This window comes from Kitasatospora papulosa (assembly GCF_000717245.1).
GTDB classification, from domain to species: domain Bacteria; phylum Actinomycetota; class Actinomycetes; order Streptomycetales; family Streptomycetaceae; genus Streptomyces; species Streptomyces papulosus.
Genome location: NZ_JNYQ01000010.1, coordinates 188,578 through 208,335 on the forward strand (window position 1 = coordinate 188,578; position 19,758 = coordinate 208,335).

19 protein-coding genes are annotated in these 19,758 nt (G+C 70.7%); 16 read left to right on the forward strand and 3 right to left on the reverse strand.

Features of this window, described 5'->3' with window-relative positions; all coding sequences use genetic code 11:
- Window positions 1-9: 9 nt before the first annotated feature.
- From pafA to IA22_RS0124405, 11 genes are all read left to right on the forward strand, one after another.
- A complete protein-coding gene (gene pafA / locus IA22_RS0124355) occupies window positions 10-1,371 on the forward strand; it encodes a Pup--protein ligase (RefSeq protein ID WP_014157203.1) in 1,362 nt (453 codons plus the stop codon).
- 120 nt (window positions 1,372-1,491) lie between these two features.
- On the forward strand, window positions 1,492-2,427 hold the full coding sequence (locus IA22_RS0124360) for an FKBP-type peptidyl-prolyl cis-trans isomerase (protein ID WP_014157204.1): 936 nt from the start codon (window positions 1,492-1,494) through the stop codon (window positions 2,425-2,427).
- 43 nt (window positions 2,428-2,470) lie between these two features.
- Window positions 2,471-2,845 carry an FKBP-type peptidyl-prolyl cis-trans isomerase gene (locus tag IA22_RS0124365; RefSeq protein ID WP_014157205.1) on the forward strand — a complete coding sequence of 125 codons (375 nt, stop codon included), beginning with the start codon at window positions 2,471-2,473 and terminating at the stop codon, window positions 2,843-2,845.
- Between the two features lie 139 nt (window positions 2,846-2,984).
- A complete protein-coding gene (locus IA22_RS0124370) occupies window positions 2,985-3,938 on the forward strand; it encodes a helix-turn-helix transcriptional regulator (RefSeq protein WP_014157206.1) in 954 nt (317 codons plus the stop codon).
- A gap of 14 nt (window positions 3,939-3,952) precedes the next feature.
- On the forward strand, window positions 3,953-4,909 hold the full coding sequence (locus tag IA22_RS0124375; RefSeq protein WP_014157207.1) for a helix-turn-helix transcriptional regulator: 957 nt from the start codon (window positions 3,953-3,955) through the stop codon (window positions 4,907-4,909).
- A 37-nt stretch (window positions 4,910-4,946) separates the two neighbouring features.
- Window positions 4,947-5,216 carry a hypothetical protein gene (locus IA22_RS0124380; RefSeq protein WP_030124835.1) on the forward strand — a complete coding sequence of 90 codons (270 nt, stop codon included), beginning with the start codon at window positions 4,947-4,949 and terminating at the stop codon, window positions 5,214-5,216.
- A 43-nt stretch (window positions 5,217-5,259) separates the two neighbouring features.
- Window positions 5,260-5,457: a hypothetical protein gene (locus IA22_RS0124385; RefSeq protein WP_030124836.1), complete on the forward strand. Its 198-nt coding sequence runs from the start codon at window positions 5,260-5,262 to the stop codon at window positions 5,455-5,457.
- 214 nt (window positions 5,458-5,671) lie between these two features.
- Window positions 5,672-5,965, forward strand: a complete 294-nt coding sequence (tatA, locus tag IA22_RS0124390) for a Sec-independent protein translocase subunit TatA (protein WP_014157210.1) — start codon at window positions 5,672-5,674, stop codon at window positions 5,963-5,965.
- Window positions 5,966-6,014: 49 nt separating this feature from the next.
- The gene (gene tatC, locus IA22_RS0124395; RefSeq protein WP_014157211.1) at window positions 6,015-6,974 is read left to right on the forward strand and encodes a twin-arginine translocase subunit TatC; all 960 of its coding nucleotides are present in this window, start codon (window positions 6,015-6,017) and stop codon (window positions 6,972-6,974) included.
- 18 nt (window positions 6,975-6,992) lie between these two features.
- Window positions 6,993-7,883, forward strand: a complete 891-nt coding sequence (locus tag IA22_RS0124400) for a diacylglycerol kinase (protein ID WP_030124837.1) — start codon at window positions 6,993-6,995, stop codon at window positions 7,881-7,883.
- A 49-nt stretch (window positions 7,884-7,932) separates the two neighbouring features.
- Complete coding sequence (locus IA22_RS0124405; RefSeq protein ID WP_014157213.1) at window positions 7,933-10,761, forward strand: DEAD/DEAH box helicase; 2,829 nt, start codon at window positions 7,933-7,935, stop codon at window positions 10,759-10,761.
- A gap of 80 nt (window positions 10,762-10,841) precedes the next feature.
- On the opposite strand, the gene IA22_RS0124410 is transcribed toward IA22_RS0124405, so the two are convergent.
- The 3 genes from IA22_RS0124410 to IA22_RS0124420 form a co-directional block, all read right to left on the reverse strand.
- Window positions 10,842-11,306: an SPW repeat protein gene (locus tag IA22_RS0124410; RefSeq protein ID WP_030124838.1), complete on the reverse strand. Its 465-nt coding sequence runs from the start codon at window positions 11,304-11,306 to the stop codon at window positions 10,842-10,844.
- 325 nt (window positions 11,307-11,631) lie between these two features.
- Window positions 11,632-12,276 carry a fasciclin domain-containing protein gene (locus IA22_RS0124415; protein WP_030124839.1) on the reverse strand — a complete coding sequence of 215 codons (645 nt, stop codon included), beginning with the start codon at window positions 12,274-12,276 and terminating at the stop codon, window positions 11,632-11,634.
- A 69-nt stretch (window positions 12,277-12,345) separates the two neighbouring features.
- Window positions 12,346-13,914, reverse strand: coding sequence for a molybdopterin-dependent oxidoreductase (locus IA22_RS0124420; protein WP_030124840.1), 1,569 nt, complete (start codon window positions 13,912-13,914; stop codon window positions 12,346-12,348).
- 221 nt (window positions 13,915-14,135) lie between these two features.
- Between IA22_RS0124420 and IA22_RS0124425 the strand changes: the two genes are divergently transcribed.
- Genes IA22_RS0124425 through IA22_RS0124445 form a run of 5 tightly spaced genes read left to right on the forward strand, consistent with a single transcriptional unit; the run spans window position 14,136 to window position 19,642 of the window.
- Complete coding sequence (locus IA22_RS0124425; protein ID WP_015576490.1) at window positions 14,136-15,407, forward strand: NAD(P)/FAD-dependent oxidoreductase; 1,272 nt, start codon at window positions 14,136-14,138, stop codon at window positions 15,405-15,407.
- Window positions 15,404-16,129 carry a DUF1365 domain-containing protein gene (locus tag IA22_RS0124430; protein ID WP_015576489.1) on the forward strand — a complete coding sequence of 242 codons (726 nt, stop codon included), beginning with the start codon at window positions 15,404-15,406 and terminating at the stop codon, window positions 16,127-16,129. Before IA22_RS0124425 ends, IA22_RS0124430 begins: the two co-directional genes overlap by 4 nt.
- Window positions 16,126-17,451, forward strand: coding sequence for an SAM-dependent methyltransferase (locus IA22_RS0124435; RefSeq protein WP_015576488.1), 1,326 nt, complete (start codon window positions 16,126-16,128; stop codon window positions 17,449-17,451). Before IA22_RS0124430 ends, IA22_RS0124435 begins: the two co-directional genes overlap by 4 nt.
- A complete protein-coding gene (locus IA22_RS0124440; protein WP_030124842.1) occupies window positions 17,448-18,839 on the forward strand; it encodes an SAM-dependent methyltransferase in 1,392 nt (463 codons plus the stop codon). Before IA22_RS0124435 ends, IA22_RS0124440 begins: the two co-directional genes overlap by 4 nt.
- A complete protein-coding gene (locus IA22_RS0124445; RefSeq protein WP_030124843.1) occupies window positions 18,836-19,642 on the forward strand; it encodes a DUF1295 domain-containing protein in 807 nt (268 codons plus the stop codon). The genes IA22_RS0124440 and IA22_RS0124445 overlap by 4 nt, the downstream gene beginning before the upstream one ends.
- Window positions 19,643-19,758 lie beyond the last annotated feature (116 nt).

Consider the following 19,758-nt stretch of genomic DNA (forward strand, 5'->3'; position numbering starts at 1 on the left):
TGTTCAGTCATGGACCGCCGCATTTTCGGGCTGGAGAACGAGTACGGCGTCACGTGCACGTTCAGGGGACAGCGCCGACTGTCACCTGACGAAGTGGCGCGCTACCTCTTCCGCCGTGTCGTGTCATGGGGCCGCAGCAGCAATGTCTTCCTGCGGAACGGCGCCCGCCTCTACCTCGACGTGGGATCACATCCGGAATACGCAACACCGGAATGCGACAACGTGACCGAACTGGTCACCCACGACAAGGCCGGCGAGCGCATTCTCGAAGGCCTGCTCGTCGACGCAGAACGCCGCCTGCACGAGGAAGGAATCGCGGGCGACGTCTATCTGTTCAAGAACAACACCGACTCGGCAGGAAACTCCTACGGGTGTCACGAGAACTACCTCGTGGCACGGCACGGGGAATTCTCCCGGCTCGCGGACATCCTCATTCCCTTCCTCGTCACCCGTCAGCTCATCTGCGGAGCCGGCAAGGTGCTGCAGACACCGCGCGGTGCCGTCTTCTGCGTGAGCCAGCGGGCCGAGCACATCTGGGAGGGCGTCAGTTCCGCGACGACGCGCTCCCGCCCGATCATCAACACCCGGGACGAGCCGCACGCCGACGCCGAGCGGTACCGCCGCCTCCACGTCATCGTCGGCGACTCCAACATGTCCGAGACGACCATGCTCCTCAAGGTCGGCGCCACCGACCTGGTGCTGCGCATGATCGAGGCGGGCACGGTGATGCGCGACCTGACCCTGGAGAACCCGATCCGGGCCATCCGGGAGGTCAGCCACGACACCACGGGACAGCGCAAGGTGCGCCTGGCCAGCGGCCGGGAGGCGTCGGCCATCGAGGTCCAGCGCGAGTACTACGAGAAGGCCGTCGACTTCGTCGAGCGCCGGGGTATCCGCACCGGCACCGTCGACCAGGTCCTCGAGCTGTGGGGCCGCACGCTGGACGCCATCGAGGCGGAGGACCTCGACCGGATCGGCACCGAGATCGACTGGGTCATGAAGTACAAGCTCATCGAGCGGTACCGGGCGAAGCACAACATGACGATGTCGAACCCGAGGGTCGCTCAGATAGACCTCGCCTACCACGACATCCACCGCAGGCGCGGGCTCTACTACCTCCTGGAGCGCAAGGGGCAGGCCGCGCGCATCTGCAACGACCTGAAGATCTTCGAGGGCAAGTCCGTGCCCCCGCAGACCACCAGGGCACGGCTGCGCGGCGACTTCATCCGCCGGGCCCAGGAACAGCGGCGGGACTTCACCGTCGACTGGGTGCACCTGAAGCTCAACGACCAGGCGCAGCGCACCGTGCTGTGCAAGGACCCTTTCCGTTCCGTCGACGACCGGGTGGAGAAGCTCATCGCGGGCATGTGATCCGGGACCGGAATGTCCCTCCCGAATGCGACCGGGCCCCGTACGTTCCTCGTACGGGGCCCTTCGCTCGGCCTAGAGTGTCGGGGACCGTTCACGTGCCGTCTGAGATCTGAGGAACCAGTGCGCCGACTTGCCGGCCTTCTCGTCGTCCCCCTTCTGCTGCTGTCCACGGCTGCATGCGGCGATGACAAGGCCTCCGACTCCGCCTCGACCGAGAAGGGCTTCCCCGCGATCACCGCGGGCGCGAAGTTCGGCGAGAAGCCCACTCTGGCGAAGGGTGAGGGCGATCCCCCCAAGGAGCTGAAGACCGACGTCATCAGTGAGGGTGACGGCGCGAAGCTCAAGAACGGCGACGCGATCCAGGTCAACTACCTCGGGCAGGCGTGGGACTCCACCAAGCCGTTCGACAACAGCTTCGACCGCAAGCAGCCGTTCGATCTGACGCTCGGCGCGGGCATGGTCATCCAGGGCTGGGACAAGGGACTCGTCGGCAAGAAGGTCGGCAGCCGCGTCGAACTGGTCATCCCGCCGGATCTCGGCTACGGCGAGCAGGGCCAGGGCGACATCAAGCCCAACGCCACCCTCGTCTTCGTCGTCGACATCGTGAAGGCCACACAGATCCCGGCGTCCGCCGAGGGATCCGAGGTGGCCCAGGACAACATCGACCTGCCCAAGGTCGGCACGAAGACCGACGGCAAGGCCCCCACGGTCACGATCCCCAAGAGCGACCCGCCGAAGAAGCTGGTCTCCAACTACATCCTGGAGTCCAAGGGCGAGGTCATCAAGGAGACCGACAGCGTCGTCGTGAACTACGTCGGTCTGCTCTGGAAGGACAGCAAGGCCTTCGACAGCACCTACCAGACCGGCAAGACGCAGACCTTCCCGCTCGCCCAGGTCACCCTGAAGGGCCTCAAGAACGGACTGGTCGGCAAGAAGGTCGGCAGCCGCGTGCTGCTCGTCATCCCGCCGGACCAGGCCTTCGGCAACGAGGCGCAGCAGTCCATCCCCGCCAAGTCCACCCTCGTGTTCGCCGTGGACCTTCTGGCGAAGATGTAAGACTGTCCCGGTTACGCAGTTCATCAGTAAGAGGAGCAGCTCAGTGAGCATCGACAAGCCCGAGATCGACTTCCCGGGTGGCGAGCCGCCGGCCGACCTGGAGATCAAGGAAATCTGGGAGGGCGACGGACCGGTGGCCCAGGCGGGACAGACCGTCTCCGTGCACTACGTCGGTGTCGCCTTCTCCACCGGCGAGGAGTTCGACGCCTCCTGGAACCGCGGCACCCCGCTGCAGTTCCAGCTCGGTGCCGGCCAGGTCATCGCCGGCTGGGACAAGGGCGTCCAGGGCATGAAGGTCGGCGGCCGTCGCCAGCTGACCATCCCCGCGCACCTCGCCTACGGCGACCGCGGCGCGGGCGGCGGCGCGATCGCCCCCGGCGAGACGCTGATCTTCGTCTGCGACCTCGTCGGCGTCTGATCGGTCGGTCGACAGCAGCCAGGGCCCGTGCCGCAAGGTACGGGCCCTGGCTTTTTCCCTGGCTTCGGCCCTCGCTTTGGCCCGGACACCCCGGGGCGGTACGGTCGACGGTCGGAGAGCACGTCGAGAAAGGGCGTCGATGGCGATTGCCAAGGCCGAACGGCTGATGAACCTGGCACTGTGTCTGCTGGGTACCCGGCGTCCGCTCAGCAAGCGTGAACTCCGCGGGTCCATCGAGGCCTACCTGGAGGCGGGCAACGACGACTCCTTCAACCGGATGTTCGAGCGCGACAAGGACGATCTGCGCGAACTCGGCCTGATCATCGAGACCGTCGAGAACCTGGACGGCGACACGGGGTACCTCGCCCGCCGTGACAGCAACCGGCTGCCTCCCATCACCCTGGACGCGGAGGAGGCCGCGGCCCTCGGGCTCGCCGCCAAGGTCTGGCAGCAGGCACGCCTGGCCGGTGCCGCGAGCGGTGCCCTGCAGAAGCTGCGTGCGGCGGGCATGCCCGAGGCCGAGGACACCTACGAGCCGCACAGCGCGCTCGAACCGCGCATCCCCGTGCACGAAGCCGCGTTCGAGCCGCTGATGCTCGCCTGCCGGGACCGCCGGCCGGTCACCTTCGACTACCGCAAGGGCAACGCCGCCCGCCCCGAACAGCGCCAGGTCGAGCCCTGGACCCTCGAATGCTGGCGCGGCCACTGGTACCTGGCCGGCTGGGACCGGGACAGGGGCGCCGAGCGGGTGTTCCGGCTGTCCCGCATCGCTGGCCGGGTCCGCTCCCGCGCCGGAGCGTTCACAGCCCGTGTCCCCGACGTCGTCACCGTCCGCGAGACCGTGGAGAGCTGGGCCGGCGAGACCGCCACCCGGACCGCCCGCATCCGGCTGCGCACCGGCTCCGGCTACCCGCTGCGCTCCCGCGCGACGTCCGTACGGGAACTCGGCGACGGCTGGGACGAGTTGGAGATCCCGTACGGGCACGGGCTGGACGCCTGGCTCGTGGAGTTCGGACCCGACGTGATCGTGAGCGAGCCCGCCGATCTGCGGGCCGACGTGATGGACCGGCTGCGCGCCGTGGCCAAGGACTGAGGGGACCCGTACTCGTGGCCACGAACGCGATCGACCAGACCCGCCGGATGCTCTCCCTCGTCACCTACCTGCGCGAGCGCCCCGGCGCACACGTGCAGGACGTGGCCCGGGCCTTCGGGATCACCGAGGACGAGCTGATCTCCGACCTCGACGTCCTGCCCATGTGCGGGACCAGCTTCCGCGGCGGCGACCTGCTGGACATCGACACCGACGGGGACCGGATCTGGTGGCACAACCCCGACGACGTCGCCGAGCCGCTCCGGCTGGCCGCCGACGAGGCGACGGCCCTGCTCGTCGCCGCCCGCGCGGTCGCCACCCTCCCCGGCCTGCGGGAGGGCGACCGGCAGGCGCTGGTCCGGGCGACCGCGAAGCTGGAGACGGCGGCCGGTGAGGTGGGGGCGGCCAGCTCACGGCTCTCGGTCACCTTCGAGTCCGAGGGCGGCGTCTTCGCCGACGTGGACCGGGCGATCTCCGAGCGGCGCCGCCTCTGGCTGCGCTACTACTCCCCCGCCCGTGACGAGCTCACCGAGCGCGAGGTGGATCCGATCAGGCTGTTCGCGGTCGGCCACACCTACATGGAGGGCTGGTGCCGGCTCACCGAGGCCCGGCGTACGTTCCGGCTCGACCGCGTCGCCGAGATCAGGCTTCTCGACGCCCCGTCGGCTCCGCCCGAGCTGGAGCTGCGGGACCTCTCCGAGGGACTGGTGCAGCCCGCCGCCGAGGATCCGGAGGTCGTGATCGAGGTCGGCCCCGGCGGCCGGTGGGTCGCCGAGTACTACCCGCACGACAGCGCCGAGGAACTGCCCGACGGCGGTCTGCGGATCACCCTCCGCACCCCCGACCCCGCCTCCCTGCGCAGGCTCGCCCTGCGGCTGGGCGGCGAAGGACGCATCACCTCGCCCCCGGACCTGGCCGAGAGCGCCAGACTGGCGGCACGTGAGGCGCTGGCCGCCTACGACTCCGCGCTCTGAGGGGCCCGGACCGGTGGACCGAGGAGACGAAGGTCGTATGACTGCGATATCGAGCACACCGGGCGGGCCGGTCACGGTGCCCGGCACCGTACGCTTCCGGGCCGCGTGCCCGGACTGCCGTGAGCGGTTCGAGCTCGCGGCAGGAGCGCTGCGGCTGGCGATAGGGGCCAGCCGCCGCACCACCTTCTACTCCTTCACCTGCCCCGAGTGCGGAACCGCGGTCCGCAAGCCGGCCGGGGAGCGCATCATCGAGCTCCTCAGCGGCGGCGGCGTGCGGACGCTGCGCCTGCACAGCGCCCTGCGGTGACGAGACACGTCCTGCGGTAACGAGAAACGTCGAGGAACCGTCCATGTTCTGGCCCATGCTCGCCATCGCCCTGGGATTCGCCGGCCTGGCCGTGCTCGGTGTCCTGGCCGTCAAGGTCTTCGTCGAGGCACAGCGACTCGCCGGGCAGGTCGCCGCCACCACCCAGCGGATCAACCGAGCGGCGGAGGATCTCGAACGAGCGGCCACCACCCTCGCCGACACCGGAGAAGCGCTTCGATAGCAGAGCGCGGCCTCCTGATTCACCGTTTCGGGGGGTACGCTGCTGGAGCGGCCCAGGCAGGGAGGTGTGGGCCGCAAGCGGGAGTACGCACAGGCATTGCCCGGCGTTTACCCCTGCGGGTTACGATCGCTGCCAGCGCGAAGGTCGGACATCTGTCCGGTCGAACGGGTAGCGAGCCCACCCTCCAGACGCCTCAGTGAGAAGGAAGTCGCACATGATCGGCAATCTGAAGCCCCTCGAGATCGTTCTGATCATCGCTGTCATCCTGCTGCTCTTCGGTGCCAAGAAGCTCCCCGACATGGCGCGTTCGCTCGGTAAGTCGGCCCGCATCCTCAAGAGCGAGGCCAAGGCCATGAAGAAGGACGACGCGGAGCCCGCGGCGCCCACCACGGAGACCGTCGCGGACACCACGCCGCCCGCGGCCACCGCGCGCACGATCCAGGCCGCTCCGGGAGACGTCACCAGCTCCCGCCCGGTCAGCGAGGCCAAGCCCACCACCCAGAGCTGACAGCTGATTCCGGACACCGGAAGCTGTCGCACGAGACGAGGGAAGTGGGTTGCTCAAGTCTGCCCGCAAGCAGGAGAAGGACGACGAGGGGCGGATGCCCCTCCTCGATCACCTGCGTGAGCTGCGCAACCGGCTGCTGAAGTCGGTCCTGGCGATCGTCATCGCCGTGATCGTGGCGGCGTTCTTCCAGAAGGAAATCTTCGAGTTCCTGATGAAGCCGATCCTGGACTCGGTCGGCTGCAAGAACGGCGCCGTGACCATGGTCAACGGCCGTCCCTGCGCGGAGATGACCACCAACGGTCTGCTGTCACCGTTCACCATCGCGCTGAAGGTGTCTCTGATGGCGGGTGTGCTGGTGGCCACTCCGGTGTGGCTGTACCAGCTGTGGGGATTCGTCGCCCCCGGTCTCCACAAGCAGGAGAAGCGTTACTCGGTCGCCTTCGTCGCCGCCGGAGTGCCGCTGTTCGTCGCCGGTGCCTACCTGGCGTACGCGATCCTGCCGCAGACCGCGGAGATCATGCTCGGCTTCACGCCCGACAACGTGAAGAACCTGCTGCCGCTGGACGACTTCCTGGACCTGATCACCCGCATGGTGATCGTCTTCGGGCTGGCCTTCGAACTGCCGCTGCTGCTCATCCTCCTCAACATGACCGGCGTCCTCTCCGGTGCCCGCATGCTGCGCTGGTGGCGCGGCATGATCGTCGGACTGACCGCCTTCGCGGCCATCGCCACCCCGGGCGGCGAGCCCATCTCGATGCTGCTCCTCGCGGGCCCGCTGGCGGTGCTCTACTTCATCGCGGTCGGCATCTCGCTGCTCAACGACAAGCGCAGGCGGCGGGCGAACCCCGACGCCGAGCTCGACGACGACGAGGCGTCGAAGCTGGATCTCACCCCCGAGAGGGTCGGCGCGGTCGAACCGGTGTCCCGGCCGGCCCTGCCCGAGCAGGCAGGCGGCGAAGCGGACGGTGGGCGTTCGCACCGGCTCAACGGTTACGACGACATCACCTGACCTTGTAAGGTCCCGCGGGTGACCAGCGAGATCACCCTCTTCGTCAATCCCACCGCGGGAAGCGGCCGGGGCGCGCGTGCCGCGCAGCCGGCCGCTTCCGCGCTGCGGGACGCCGGCTTCTCCGTACGGACCGTCCTCGGTGAGGACGCGGACAACGCCCTGCGGAGGGCCCGGGAGGCCGTGGCCGGCGGGACCGGAGCGCTCATCACCGTCGGCGGGGACGGCATGATGTCCCTCGCGCTGCAGGCCGTCGCGGGTACGGCTACGCCGCTCGGTGCCGTCGCCGTGGGCACCGGGAACGACTTCGCCCGTGCCCTCGGTCTGCCGATCCGTGATCCCGCCGCCGCCGGGCGGCTGGCCGCCGAGGCGCTCAAGGCCGGCACGGTCCGCTCGATCGACCTGGGCCGGGTCGGGGAGCGCTGGTTCGGCTCGGTGCTGGCCTCCGGCTTCGACTCGCGGGTCAACGACCGGGGGAACCGGATGCGCTGGATCGGGGGCCGCTTCAAGTACGACCTGGCGATCCTCGCCGAGCTGGCGGCCTTCCGGCCGATCCCCTACCGCCTCCGTCTGGACGACGGCCCGGTGACCGAGGTCGAGGCGACGCTGATAGCGGTGGGCAACGGCACCACCTACGGCGGTGGCATGCGGATCTGCGCCGACGCGGTCATGGACGACGGGCTCCTCGACGTCACCGTGGTCGGTGACTGCAGCCGGACCACCCTGCTCAAGGTCTTCCCCAAGGTGTACAGGGGGACGCACCTCGGCCATCCCGCGGTCACCGTCCACCGTGTGTCGTCGATATCGCTCGCCGCGGCCGGGGTCACGGCGTACGCGGACGGCGAGCCGCTGGGCCCGCTGCCGCTCGACGTCACCTGCGTACCCGGCGCGGTGCGGGTCCTCGCACCGTGAAACAAAGATCGGGCTGACTGTCATACGAGGCGGGTAGGCTCGTATCAAGATGACAGAGGACCTCTCACCAGCTGAGCGATACCAGGCGTCCCGGGTCCGTGCGGCCGAGCAGGCCACCGCCCTCGGGCCCTTCCGCGAGATGTACGAATTCGGACTGGACCCGTTCCAGATCGAGGCCTGCCAGGCGTTGGAGGCCGGCAAGGGGGTGCTGGTCGCGGCCCCCACCGGGTCGGGCAAGACGATCGTCGGTGAATTCGCCGTTCACCTGGCTCTGCAGCAGGGCCGCAAGTGTTTCTACACCACGCCGATCAAGGCCCTGTCCAACCAGAAGTTCGCCGATCTCGTCCGGCGTTACGGCGCGGACAAGGTCGGTCTGCTGACCGGTGACAACAGCGTCAACGCGGACGCTCCCGTGGTCGTGATGACGACCGAGGTCCTGCGCAACATGCTGTACGCGGGCTCCCAGGCCCTCACCGGCCTCGGCTACGTGGTCATGGACGAGGTGCACTACCTCTCCGACCGCTTCCGGGGTGCCGTGTGGGAGGAAGTGATCATCCACCTCCCGGAGTCCGTGACTCTGGTGTCGCTCTCCGCGACCGTGTCCAACGCCGAGGAGTTCGGTGACTGGCTGGACACCGTCCGGGGCGACACACAGGTGATCGTCTCCGAGCACCGGCCCGTGCCGCTGTGGCAGCACGTCATGGCCGGACGCCGGATGTACGACCTCTTCGAGGAGGAGACCGACCACGGCGGCAGGGGCACCGGCCGGCGTGAGGTCAGCCCGGATCTGGTCCGGCTCGCCCGGATGGAGAACCAGCGCGGATACAACCCGCGCGAGCGCCGGCGCGGGAAGATGGTGCGCGAGGCGGACCGCGAACGCGAGCGCCGTCAGCGCAGCCGTATCTGGACCCCGTCCAGGCCCGAGGTCATCGACCGGCTCGACGCCGAGGGGCTGCTGCCCGCGATCACCTTCATCTTCAGCCGGGCCGGCTGCCAGGCGGCCGTCCAGCAGTGCCTCCAGGCCGGGCTGCGGCTGAACGACGAGGACAAGCGCCAGCTGGTGCGGGAGATCGTCGAGGAGCGGACGGCGTCCATCCCGCCCGAGGACCTCCACGTCCTCGGGTACTACGAGTGGCTCGAGGGCCTGGAGCGGGGCATCGCCGCGCACCACGCCGGGATGCTGCCGACGTTCAAGGAGGTCGTGGAGGAGCTGTTCGTCCGCGGCCTGGTCAAGGCGGTCTTCGCCACCGAGACCCTGGCCCTCGGCATCAACATGCCCGCACGCTCCGTGGTACTGGAGAAGCTCGTCAAGTGGAACGGCGAGCAGCACGCGGACATCACGCCTGGCGAGTACACCCAGCTGACCGGCCGGGCCGGGCGCCGGGGCATCGACGTCGAGGGGCACGCGGTCGTCCTGTGGCAGCGGGGAATGGACCCCGGTGCCCTCGCCGGACTCGCGGGCACGCGTACGTACCCGCTGCGTTCCAGCTTCCGGCCCTCGTACAACATGGCCGTCAACCTCGTGCAGCAGTTCGGACGGCACCGTTCGCGCGAGCTGCTCGAGACCTCGTTCGCGCAGTTCCAGGCGGACCGGTCCGTCGTCGGGATCTCCCGGCAGGTCCAGCGCAACGAGGAGGGCCTCGCGGGCTACAAGGAGGGCATGACCTGCCACCTCGGGGACTTCGAGGAGTACGCGCGGCTGCGCCGCGACCTCAAGGACCGCGAAACGGAACTGGCGAAGCAGGGGGCGGCCCAGCGTCGTGCGGCGGCGGCGTCGTCCCTGGAGAAGCTGAAGCCCGGTGACGTCATCCACGTGCCCACGGGCAAGTTCGCCGGGCTCGCGCTGGTGCTCGACCCGGGGCTGCCGGCGGGGCGGACCGACAGGCACCGGGGGCTGGAGTACCACGACGGACCGCGTCCGCTGGTGCTGACCGCCGAGCGGCAGGTCAAGCGGCTGGCCCACATCGACTTCCCGGTGCCGGTCGAGCCGCTGGAGCGGATGCGGGTGCCCAAGTCGTTCAACCCGCGTTCGCCGCAGTCACGGCGTGACCTCGCCTCCGCGCTGCGGAGCAAGGCGGGGCACATCGACCCGGGCCGGCACCGCAAGCAGCGTGCCGCCGCGGCCGACGACCGGGAGATCGCCCGGCTGCGGACCGAGCTGCGCGCGCACCCCTGCCATGGGTGCGACGAGCGCGAGGACCACGCCCGTTGGGCGGAGCGGTACCACCGGCTGCAGCGCGACACCCGGCAGCTGGAGCACCGGATCGAGGGCCGGACGAACACCATCGCCCGGACCTTCGACCGCATCGTCGCGCTGCTGACGGAGCTCGACTACCTGCGGGGCAACGAGGTCACCGAGAACGGCCGCCGGCTGGCGCGGCTCTACGGCGAGCTGGACCTGCTGGCCAGCGAGTGTCTCCGGGACGGCGTCTGGGAAGGACTGAATCCCGCGGAACTCGCCGCCTGCGTCTCGGCGCTGGTCTACGAGGCACGCCAGGCGGACGACGCGGTCGCCCCCAAGCTGCCCTCCGGACCGGCGAAGGCCGCGATGGGCGAGATGGTCCGCATCTGGGGCCGGCTCGACGCCCTGGAGGAGGAGTTCAAGATCAGCCAGACGGAAGGAGTCGGCCAGCGCGAGCCCGACCTCGGCTTCGCCTGGGCGGTCTACATGTGGGCCTCCGGCCGGTCGCTCGACGAGGTGCTCCGCGAGGCGGAGATGCCGGCCGGTGACTTCGTGCGGTGGTGCAAGCAGGTCATCGACGTGCTCGGGCAGATCGCGGCCGCGGCTCCCAGGGACGGGAGTTCGGTCGCGAAGAACGCGCACAAGGCCGTCGACGCCGTGCTGCGGGGCGTGGTGGCGTACAGCTCGGTGGGGTGAGACCCACCGAGGACGGGTGAACCGACGAGTGGCCACGGGCGGGCTGTCCCTGCCGGTGGCCACTTCGGTGTGTTCTCCTGTCAGGTCTTCTTGTTCTTCATCGAAAGTCCCGCGCAGGCCGCCCCCAGCACGACCGCCAGTCCACCGACGATCACGTTGTTGAGGATGACGCCCGTGTCGGGGCTCTGTCCCACGACCCAGGTCGAGACGATCAGCCAGGCGCCGAGCGCGACGATGGCCAGGCTCATCCCGGTCATCCGCTCCGGCATGGCCGTGAAGCAGAGGGCCAGCACGGCGATCGCGATACCGATGACGAGGTTGTGCGTCACCAGGTCGGGCTGGTTCGCGGTGAAGTGGAGCACCCACGGGGAGACCGCGCAGTACAGACCGACCAGGAAGACCGGCGCGTCCGCCATCGCTGTGGTGCGGCGCCCGCTGATCACGCGGTCGTGGCGCGCGCGCATCTCGTCGGCGTCGGGGTGCCCGGAGATGTCCCTTCCGGTGTGACCGGAAACGTCCCTTCCGGTGTGCGAGATGTTACTCATGAGGAGGTTCTCCTTCGCACTTGCTGGAGCGACCGCGACGAGGAAGCGCGGTCATCAGCTCTCCCCACCAGTGTGCTCTTATATGACCCTTATGTGTAGTTCTCCCGGCGGCCGAATCCTGCGGATCCGTCGAGGCGGCGGGGTTCGATTTCAGAGCATCCGGGAGTGTGTGGCGGGAGCCCTGGGTGCGCCGATGCCCGCGGAACCGGCCACTACGCCGACGGCACGAGCCCCGCGGTCCGCGCCGCTCCGGTCAGGTCGGAGAGCGCGGTCCTCGGGGCTCGTCGGCGTCATCCCGTCAGCGGACCGACGGTACGGCGGGGGGTCAGGCGGCCGGCATCAGGACGGTGTCGACGATGTAGACCGTGGCGTTGGCGGTCGGGACGTTGCCGCAGACGACCTTGGAGGAGTCGTTCACGGTGTACTCCTCGCCCGATCCCGCCGTCGTCAGCTTGGTCTTGGCGAGCGTGTCGAACGACCCCTTCTCCAACTGCATCGGCGTCAGCTTCTCGCCGACCACGTGCGCGGTGAGCACCTTGGTGAGCTCGGCCTTGTTCGCGAGCAGCTTGTCCAGGTCGGCCTTCGGGATCTTGGCGAAGGCGTCGTTGGTGGGGGCGAACACCGTGATGTTCTCGGCGCTGTTCAGGGTGTCGACGAGGCCGGCCTGCTTGACGGCCGCCACCAGGGTGGACAGCGCCGGGTTGTTCGACGCGGCCGTGGCGACCGGGTCCTGCGCCATGCCCTTGAACGAGCCCGCGCCCTCCTTCGGGACCGACGCACAGCCCGGGCCGAACGGCTCGTCCATGGTCGCGGCGCTCTCGGTCGCCTTGGCGGGAGCGCTCGACGCGGCCTTGTCCGCACCGGCGTCGGACGAGGTGTCGGAGTCGCCGGAGCAGGCGGTCAGCGCCAGGGGCAGCAGGGCGGCGGCGGAGACGGCGACGGCGACGCGGCGAAGGTGACGGGTGTTCATGATGTTCTCCTGAGTGGATCGTTGTTGACAGAGGGAAGGGAAAGAGAGATTCGGTGGGAGCAGCGGTGGTCAGGTCACGTCGACCACCACCGAGTGCCACCCGGTCGCACCGTCGGGCACGGTGCCGACCCGTTTGTCGGTCTGCGTGGCGCCGGTGCGGTCCGTCGCCCGGACCTCGAGGGTGTGGTGGCCCGTCGTGGCGGGCCACTCCCACACCCACTGGCGCCAGGTGTCACGGCCGGCCTCCGCCGCCAGCTTCGCGGTGTGCCACTCGCCGCCGTCGACCCGGACCTCGACCCGGGCGATGCCGCGGTGCTGGGCCCAGGCGACACCGGCGACCGGCACCGTCCCGGCGCGCGGTGCGGCGAACGGGCGAGGCGTGTCGATCCGTGACTGGGTCTTGATCGGAGCCTCGCGGGACCAGTCACGCTTGACCCAGTAGGCGTCGTACGCGTCGAACGTCGTGAGCTCGATGTCCTGGATCCACTTGCACGCCGAGACGTAGCCGTAGAGGCCCGGGACGACCATCCGGACGGGGAAGCCGTGGTCGAACGGCAGGGGTTCGCCGTTCATACCGACCGCGAGCAGGGCGTCGCGCCCGTCCATGACGTCCTCGACCGGCGTGCCGATCGTCATCCCGTCCACGGAGCGCGACACGATCTGGTCCGCCGGCCCGCCCTTCGACGGGGGCTTCACACCCGCCTCGCGCAGCAGATCGGCCAGACGCACGCCGATCCACCGCGCGGTGCCGACGTACGGACCGCCCACCTGGTTGGACACACAGGTCAGGGTGATGTCGCGCTCGACGAGCTCGCGCCCCAGGAGGTCCTGGAAGGTGAGGGTGACGGGTCGCGCCACCCCCTTCCCGTGGATCCGCAGCCGCCACCGGTCGGCGTCGACACGCGGGACCACCAAGGCGGTGTCCACCCGGTAGAAGTCCTTGTTCGGGGTGGTGAACGAGCTCAGGCCGCGGATGCCCAGGTCCGCTCCGCCCGGTATCGCGGGGGCGGGTGAGCCCGGTGCGGGGAGCGCGATGTCACCCCGCGAGGCGGAGACCCCGGCCAGCCGGTCCGCCTGGAGCCGTCGCCCCAGAAGTCCCGCACCGGCCGAGGCCGCCGCCGCTGCGGTCGCCGCGACGACGAACCCGCGGCGGTCGAAGGCGCCCTGTTCCCCGTCCCCGCCCGTCTCCCCAGCCGCGGGAGGCGGAACGGTGACGGGGGCCAGCCGTCCGGTCAGGAGATACAGCACTCCTGCGGCCACCAGCGCGCCCACGACCGAGGGCAGTACGTCGAGCGGACGGCCCTCGGGCCGCCCGGCCGCGGACACTGCCCCGACCACACCGAAGACCAGGACGGCCGCCGCGCCGGTCCACCGGTGCCGCAGCGCGAGCACCCCCACCGCCATGGCGAAGACCGCCAGGAGGACGAGGATGCCGAGCTGCAGGACCAGCTTGTCGTCGGTGCCGAAGTTCCGTACCGCGAAGTCCTTGACGGCCGCGGGAGTGCGGTCGATGACCGCCCCGCCCACGGCGGTGACCGGACCCGCTTCTGGACGCACGGCAGCCGCGACCAGTTCGGCGACGCACAGGGCCGTGAACCCGGCGATCAGACCGCCGAGTGCGGCGAACGCGGCGCGCACCCGGCGGGATCGCCGGGAACGGGCGGCCCCTTGCTTCTGCGAAACGTCTTGGTCTGTTGTCACGCCGGGAATTCGGCGCGGATCGCCAGGCGGATTGGTCATTCACTCGATCGAAGGAAGTCCGATCATCGGCCAATCCGCGAGGCCCGCTGCTCCGAATGACCTCTGAGGGGCACTGGGAATCGGCCCCCGCACGGCATGCATGACCGGAAGGAACCCGAATGACAGGCGAGCGGCGGCGCACAGCCGTAGTGGGCAGCGGGGTGGCGGGACTCACCGCGGCGCACGTCCTGGGCAAGGCGCACGACGTGACGCTCCTCGAGGCGGACGGGCGCGTCGGCGGCCACGCGCACACCCACGATCTGACCTCGTCGGACGGCCGGACGCACCGCGTCGACTCCGGGTTCATCGTGCACAACCGGCGGACGTACCCGAACCTCCTCCGGCTCTTCGGCGAACTCGGCGTGGCCACCCAGGAGTCCGAGATGAGCATGTCCGTGCGCTGCGAGGGGTGCGGACTCGAGTACGCGGGAGCCCGGGGCGCCGCCGGGCTCTTCGCCCGCCCCGCGTCCCTGGTCCGCGGCCCGTACCTCCGGATGCTGACCGAGGTGCCGCGGTTCCACCGGGCGGCCCGGGCGCTCCTCGCCATGCCGGAGGGGACCGGGGCCATGACCCTGGGGGAGTTCGCGGCGCGCGGACGGTTCTCGCCCTACTTCTGCGCGCACTTCCTCACCCCGATGGTCTCCGCCGTCTGGTCCTGCGACCCGGTGACCGCGCTGCGCTACCCCGCCCGCTACCTGTTCCGTTTCCTCCAGCACCACGGGATGCTCACGATCGGCGACTCCCCGGTCTGGCGGACCGTCACCGGCGGGTCGCGCGAGTACGTCGACCGCATCGTCAAGCAGGTCCACTCCGTCCGGACGGCCACCCCCGTCCGGACGGTCCGCAGGCACAGCGACGGCGTGGAGATCGTCACCGAGGACGGCACCACCGAGGACTACGACGCCGTGGTCCTCGCCACCCACCCCGACCAGGCGCTCCGGCTGCTCGCCGATCCGACCGAGGAGGAGCGCCGGACGCTCGGGGCGTTCCGCTACTCCCGCAACCCGACGCTCCTGCACACCGACACCACGCTGCTGCCCCGCAGCCGGGGGGCCGCGGCCTCCTGGAACTACCTGATGCCGTCGTGCGCCGCCGACGCCGACCGGGTCACCGTCAGCTACGACATGAACCGCCTCCAGAGGCTGGACGCGCCCGAGCGGTTCGTCGTCACGCTGAACGGCGCCGACCGGGTCGACCCGGACCGCGTACGGGCCCGGATGGTGTACGAACACCCCGTCTTCACCCCCGAGTCGGTCGCCGCCCAGGCCCGGCTGCCCGCTCTGTCGGGACCGGTCACCGCCTACGCCGGGGCGTACCACGGCTGGGGGTTCCACGAGGACGGCTGCCGTTCGGGCGTCGAGGCGGCCGCAGCCCTCGGGGTGGCCTGGTGAACAGCTCCCTCTACCCGTGCACCATCACGCATGTGCGGACGGCGCCCCGCAGGTACGCCCTGCGGCACCGCACCTATCTGTGGCTCATCGACCCCGACCGCCCGCCCGAGCTGCCCGCGCTCCTGCGCCCGCTGGCCGGTTTCGACGCCCGGGACCACTTCGGGGGCACGGCGCCCACCGTCCGCGCCGGACTCGAACGGTTCCTGAGCAGCAGGGGGGTCGACCTCGCCGACGGCACCGTCACGATGCTCACCCAGGCCCGTGTCCTCGGCCACGTCTTCAACCCTCTGACCGTCTACTGGTGCCGCCGCTCCGACGGCAGCCCGCTCTGCGTGGTCGCCGAGGTGCACAACACCTACGGGGAGCGCCACTGCTACCTGCTGCGTCCGGACGCCGCGGACCGTGCGGAGACCCGCAAGGACTTCTACGTCTCGCCGTTCTTCCCGGTCGACGGCGACTACCGCATGCGGCTGCCCGAGCCGGACAGGCGGCTGAGCCTGACGATCCACCTGGAGCGCGAGGACGCCCGCCCGTTCACGGCGACCGTCCACGGCACCCGGCGCCCCGGCACGCCCGGGCAGCTGCTGAGGCTGTTCCTCCGTCACCCCTTCTCCACGGCGGTCGTGTCCGCCGCGATCCGGCTGCACGGCATCCGGCTGTTCCTGCGGCGGCTGCCCGTACAGCCCCGTCCCTCCCACCACACCCAGGAAGGCATGCAGTGAAGGTGCCCACCTCTCCCACTCCGCCCACCTCTCCCGTCGCGCCTGCCCGCAGCGGCACGATCCCGGCCCAGACACGGGCGGCCACGAACTCCCTGACCGGGGTGGACGCGGCCAGATGGCCCGATGTCGCCGCACAGCCACGGGCCTCCGGGATGAGGACGGCCGTGGCCGAACGGCTCGTACGGCACGCGCTGTCCCGGCTTCCGCTGCGTGCCCGGCTGGCCGGCCGCGACAGCATCGGGCTGGGCGGCCCGCTCATGGAGATCCGCCGGCCCGACGCGTTCTTCCGGCGGATCGGCGCGGGCGGGCTCATCGGCTTCGGTGAGTCGTACATGGCCGGTGAGTGGGACTCGCCCGACCTCGTCGGGGTGCTGAGCGTCCTCGCCGCGAACGCGGCGGACCTCGTCCCCGCACCGCTGCAGAAGCTGCGCGGTCTGTGGGCCCTGCGGCAGCCCGCCTCGCAGGCGAACACCCCCGAGGGCTCACGCGACAACATCAGCCACCACTACGACCTGTCGAACGACCTCTTCGCCCTCTTCCTCGACGACACGCTGACCTACTCCTCGGCGGTCTTCCGCGGTTTCCCGGCGGAGTACGACCTGCTGCCCGCCGCCCAGCACCGCAAGATCGACCTGCTGCTGGACCTGGCCGGCGTGGGCCCCGGCACCGAACTGCTGGAGATCGGCACCGGCTGGGGCGAACTCGCCCTCCGTGCCGCCGCGCGGGGCGCCCGCGTCACCACCCTCACGCTCTCCAGGGAGCAGCAGGAGCTGGCCAGGGGCCGTATCCGGGAGGCCGGCCACGAGGACCGGGTGGACGTGCGGCTCTGCGACTACCGGGACGTCACCGGGGAGTACGACGCGATCGTCAGCGTCGAGATGATCGAGGCCGTCGGCGAGGAGTTCTGGCCCGTGTACTTCCGGACACTGGAGCGCTGCCTCGCCCCCGGCGGCCGCATCGCGCTCCAGGCCATCACCATGCCGGACGACCGGATGCTCGCCAGCCGCAGCACCTACACCTGGATCCAGAAGTACATCTTCCCGGGCGGACTCCTCCCCTCCACCGAGGCGGTCGAACGCGTCACCACCGCCCACACGGGACTGCGGACGAGACAGCGCAGCACCTTCGGCATGCACTACGCCGAGACCCTGCGGCTGTGGCGGGAACGGTTCGAGGAGCGGGCCGCCGAGGTCGACGCGCTCGGCTTCGACGCGACCTTCCGCCGTATGTGGACCTTCTACCTCGCCTACTCCGAGGCCGGATTCCGGTCCGGTTACCTCGATGTGCAGCAGCTTCTCCTGACCCGTGAGGACACCGCGTGAACACCTTTACCGACACCCCGGGCACCGGAGCTGCGCAGCGGATCGCGCCGGTGGTCGAGCAGTTCCTCGGCGGCCCGCCGCCGGTCAGGATCAGGATGTGGGACGGCAGCGAGACCGGTCCCGAGGACGCTCCCACGGTCCATGTGCGCTCCCGCCGCGCGCTGCGCCGACTGCTGTGGCAGCCGGGCGAGCTCGGTCTCGCCGAGGCCTACATCACCGGTGACATCGACATCGCCGACGACCTCGCGGAAGGGCTGCGCGCCATGCGCCGCGCCTCACGGGAACAGGGTCTCGACCTGCCCCGTCCCGGTGTCGCCGACCGCCTCCGGGCGGCCGGGACCGCGCTGCGCCTCGGCGCGGTCGGCCCGCGCCCGCCGGTTCCCGCCGCCCGGGCCGGGCTCAGCGGGGCACTGCACAGCAAGGCCCGCGACCGTGCGGCCATCAGCCACCACTACGACCTGTCGAACGCCTTCTACTCCCTGCTGCTCGACGAGACCATGGCCTACTCGTGCGGCTACTGGACCGGCACCGGCCCGGACTACGGCCCTGCCGACGCCCAGCGCGACAAGCTGGAGCTGATCTGCCGGAAGCTGGGGCTGACTCCCGGCGCACGCCTCCTCGACATCGGCTGCGGCTGGGGTTCCCTGACGCTCCACGCGGCGGCCCGGCACGGGGTCCGCGTCACGGCGGTCACCCTGGCCAGGGAACAGGCGGCGTACGTACGCGGACAGGTGACGGAGCGCGGCCTGGAGGACCTCGTCGAGGTGCACTGCTGCGACTACCGTGACGTCGCCGGCCTGCCGGACTTCCGCGGCGGGTACGACGCGGTGTCCACCGTCGAGATGGGGGAGCACGTCGGGGACGCCGAGTACCCGGCCTTCACCGCGCTGCTGCACTCGGTGCTCCGGCCGCAGGGCCGCGCCCTGGTCCAGCAGATGTCCCGCGGCTCCACCGCCCCCGGCGGCGGCGCCTTCATCGAGTCGTACATCGCCCCGGACATGCACATGCGCCCTCTCGGGGAGACGGTCGGGCTCCTCGAAGGGGCGGGTCTCGAGGTGCGTGACGTGGAGTCGATGCGCGAGCACTACGTGCGGACCGTCGAGGCCTGGCACCGGACGCTGGAGGAACGCTGGCCCCAGTTCACGGCCCTCGTCGGCGAGGAGACCGCCCGGGTGTGGCGCCTCTACCTGGTGGGCGGTGCCCTCGCCTTCGAGGAGCGGCGCATGGGCGTGGACCAGATCCTCTCGGTCCGGCCGGACGCGGAGGGTGCGGTGGGCATGCCCCCGACCCGCCACGGATGGTACGAAGGCCTCGGCGTGGCCGGACGGGGCGGCGACGCTCCGGACGAGCCCGTCGTCGCCGGGCCGCGTGCCGGGGCCGGCCGGTGAACGGCTTCGCCTGGCAGGCGTTCGCCACGAATCTGGGCGCGGCCGCGGGAGCCGCCCTCGGCGTGATGCTCGTGACGTTCCTGATCGCCCTGCGCAAGCGCGTGCACCGGATCGTCGACGTCGCCTGGGGTCTCGGCTTCGCCGCCGTCGCCCTCGCCTCGTACGTCATGTCGGCCGACGGCGACGGCGACCAGGGGCGCCGCCTGCTGCTGACCGTGCTGACCGCGGTCTGGGGCGTGCGCCTGGCCGTGCACATCGGCCGGCGGGGCCGTGGCCACGGGGAGGACCCCCGCTACGCGGCCATGCTGGCCAAGGCGCCGGGCCATCCCGACCTGTACGCCCTGCGGAAGGTGTACCTGCTCCAGGGCGCGCTGGTCTGGCTCATCTCCCTGCCCGTGCAGGCCGGGTACTACCTGCCGGGGCCGCTGGACGCGTGGGCCTGGGCCGGTGCGGCGGTGTGGGCCGTGGGGCTCGCCTTCGAGGCGGTGGGGGACGCGCAGCTGGCCCGGTTCAAGCGCGACCCGGCCAACAAGGGCCGGATCATGGACCGGGGGCTGTGGTCATGGACCCGGCACCCGAACTACTTCGGTGACTTCTGCGTCTGGTGGGGACTGTTCCTCGTCGTCTGCGCCGACCCCGCGGTGGCGGCCACCACGCTCGTCTCACCCGTGGTGATGAGCCTCCTGCTGACCAAGGGGAGCGGCAAGGCGCTGCTGGAGCGGCACATGGAGGGCCGGCCGGGCTACGCCGAGTACCTCGCTCGCACCAGTGGCTTCTTCCCGCGGCCGCCCCGCAGGCGCTGACCGGACCGCGTGTGCCGCCCGGTCCGGCACCGCCCGCCTCGCCACGAGGCGCGCGGTGCCGGGTCCCTGGGCGGCCTCGGGACACCGACCGGCCCGGGCTCGTCCGCGCGGTGGGG

What these genes read in the sequence shown, in the direction of transcription:
- pafA (WP_014157203.1), top strand. Translation starts at nt 10, where the DNA reads ATGGACCGCCGCATTTTCGGGCTGGAGAACGAGTACGGCGTCACGTGC.
- IA22_RS0124370 (WP_014157206.1), top strand. Translation starts at nt 2,985, where the DNA reads ATGGCGATTGCCAAGGCCGAACGGCTGATGAACCTGGCACTGTGTCTG.
- IA22_RS0124380 (WP_030124835.1), top strand. Translation starts at nt 4,947, where the DNA reads ATGACTGCGATATCGAGCACACCGGGCGGGCCGGTCACGGTGCCCGGC.
- IA22_RS0124385 (WP_030124836.1), top strand. Translation starts at nt 5,260, where the DNA reads ATGTTCTGGCCCATGCTCGCCATCGCCCTGGGATTCGCCGGCCTGGCC.
- tatA (WP_014157210.1), top strand. Translation starts at nt 5,672, where the DNA reads ATGATCGGCAATCTGAAGCCCCTCGAGATCGTTCTGATCATCGCTGTC.
- IA22_RS0124405 (WP_014157213.1), top strand. Translation starts at nt 7,933, where the DNA reads ATGACAGAGGACCTCTCACCAGCTGAGCGATACCAGGCGTCCCGGGTC.
- IA22_RS0124410 (WP_030124838.1), bottom strand. Translation starts at nt 11,306, where the DNA reads ATGAGTAACATCTCGCACACCGGAAGGGACGTTTCCGGTCACACCGGA.
- IA22_RS0124415 (WP_030124839.1), bottom strand. Translation starts at nt 12,276, where the DNA reads ATGAACACCCGTCACCTTCGCCGCGTCGCCGTCGCCGTCTCCGCCGCC.
- IA22_RS0124425 (WP_015576490.1), top strand. Translation starts at nt 14,136, where the DNA reads ATGACAGGCGAGCGGCGGCGCACAGCCGTAGTGGGCAGCGGGGTGGCG.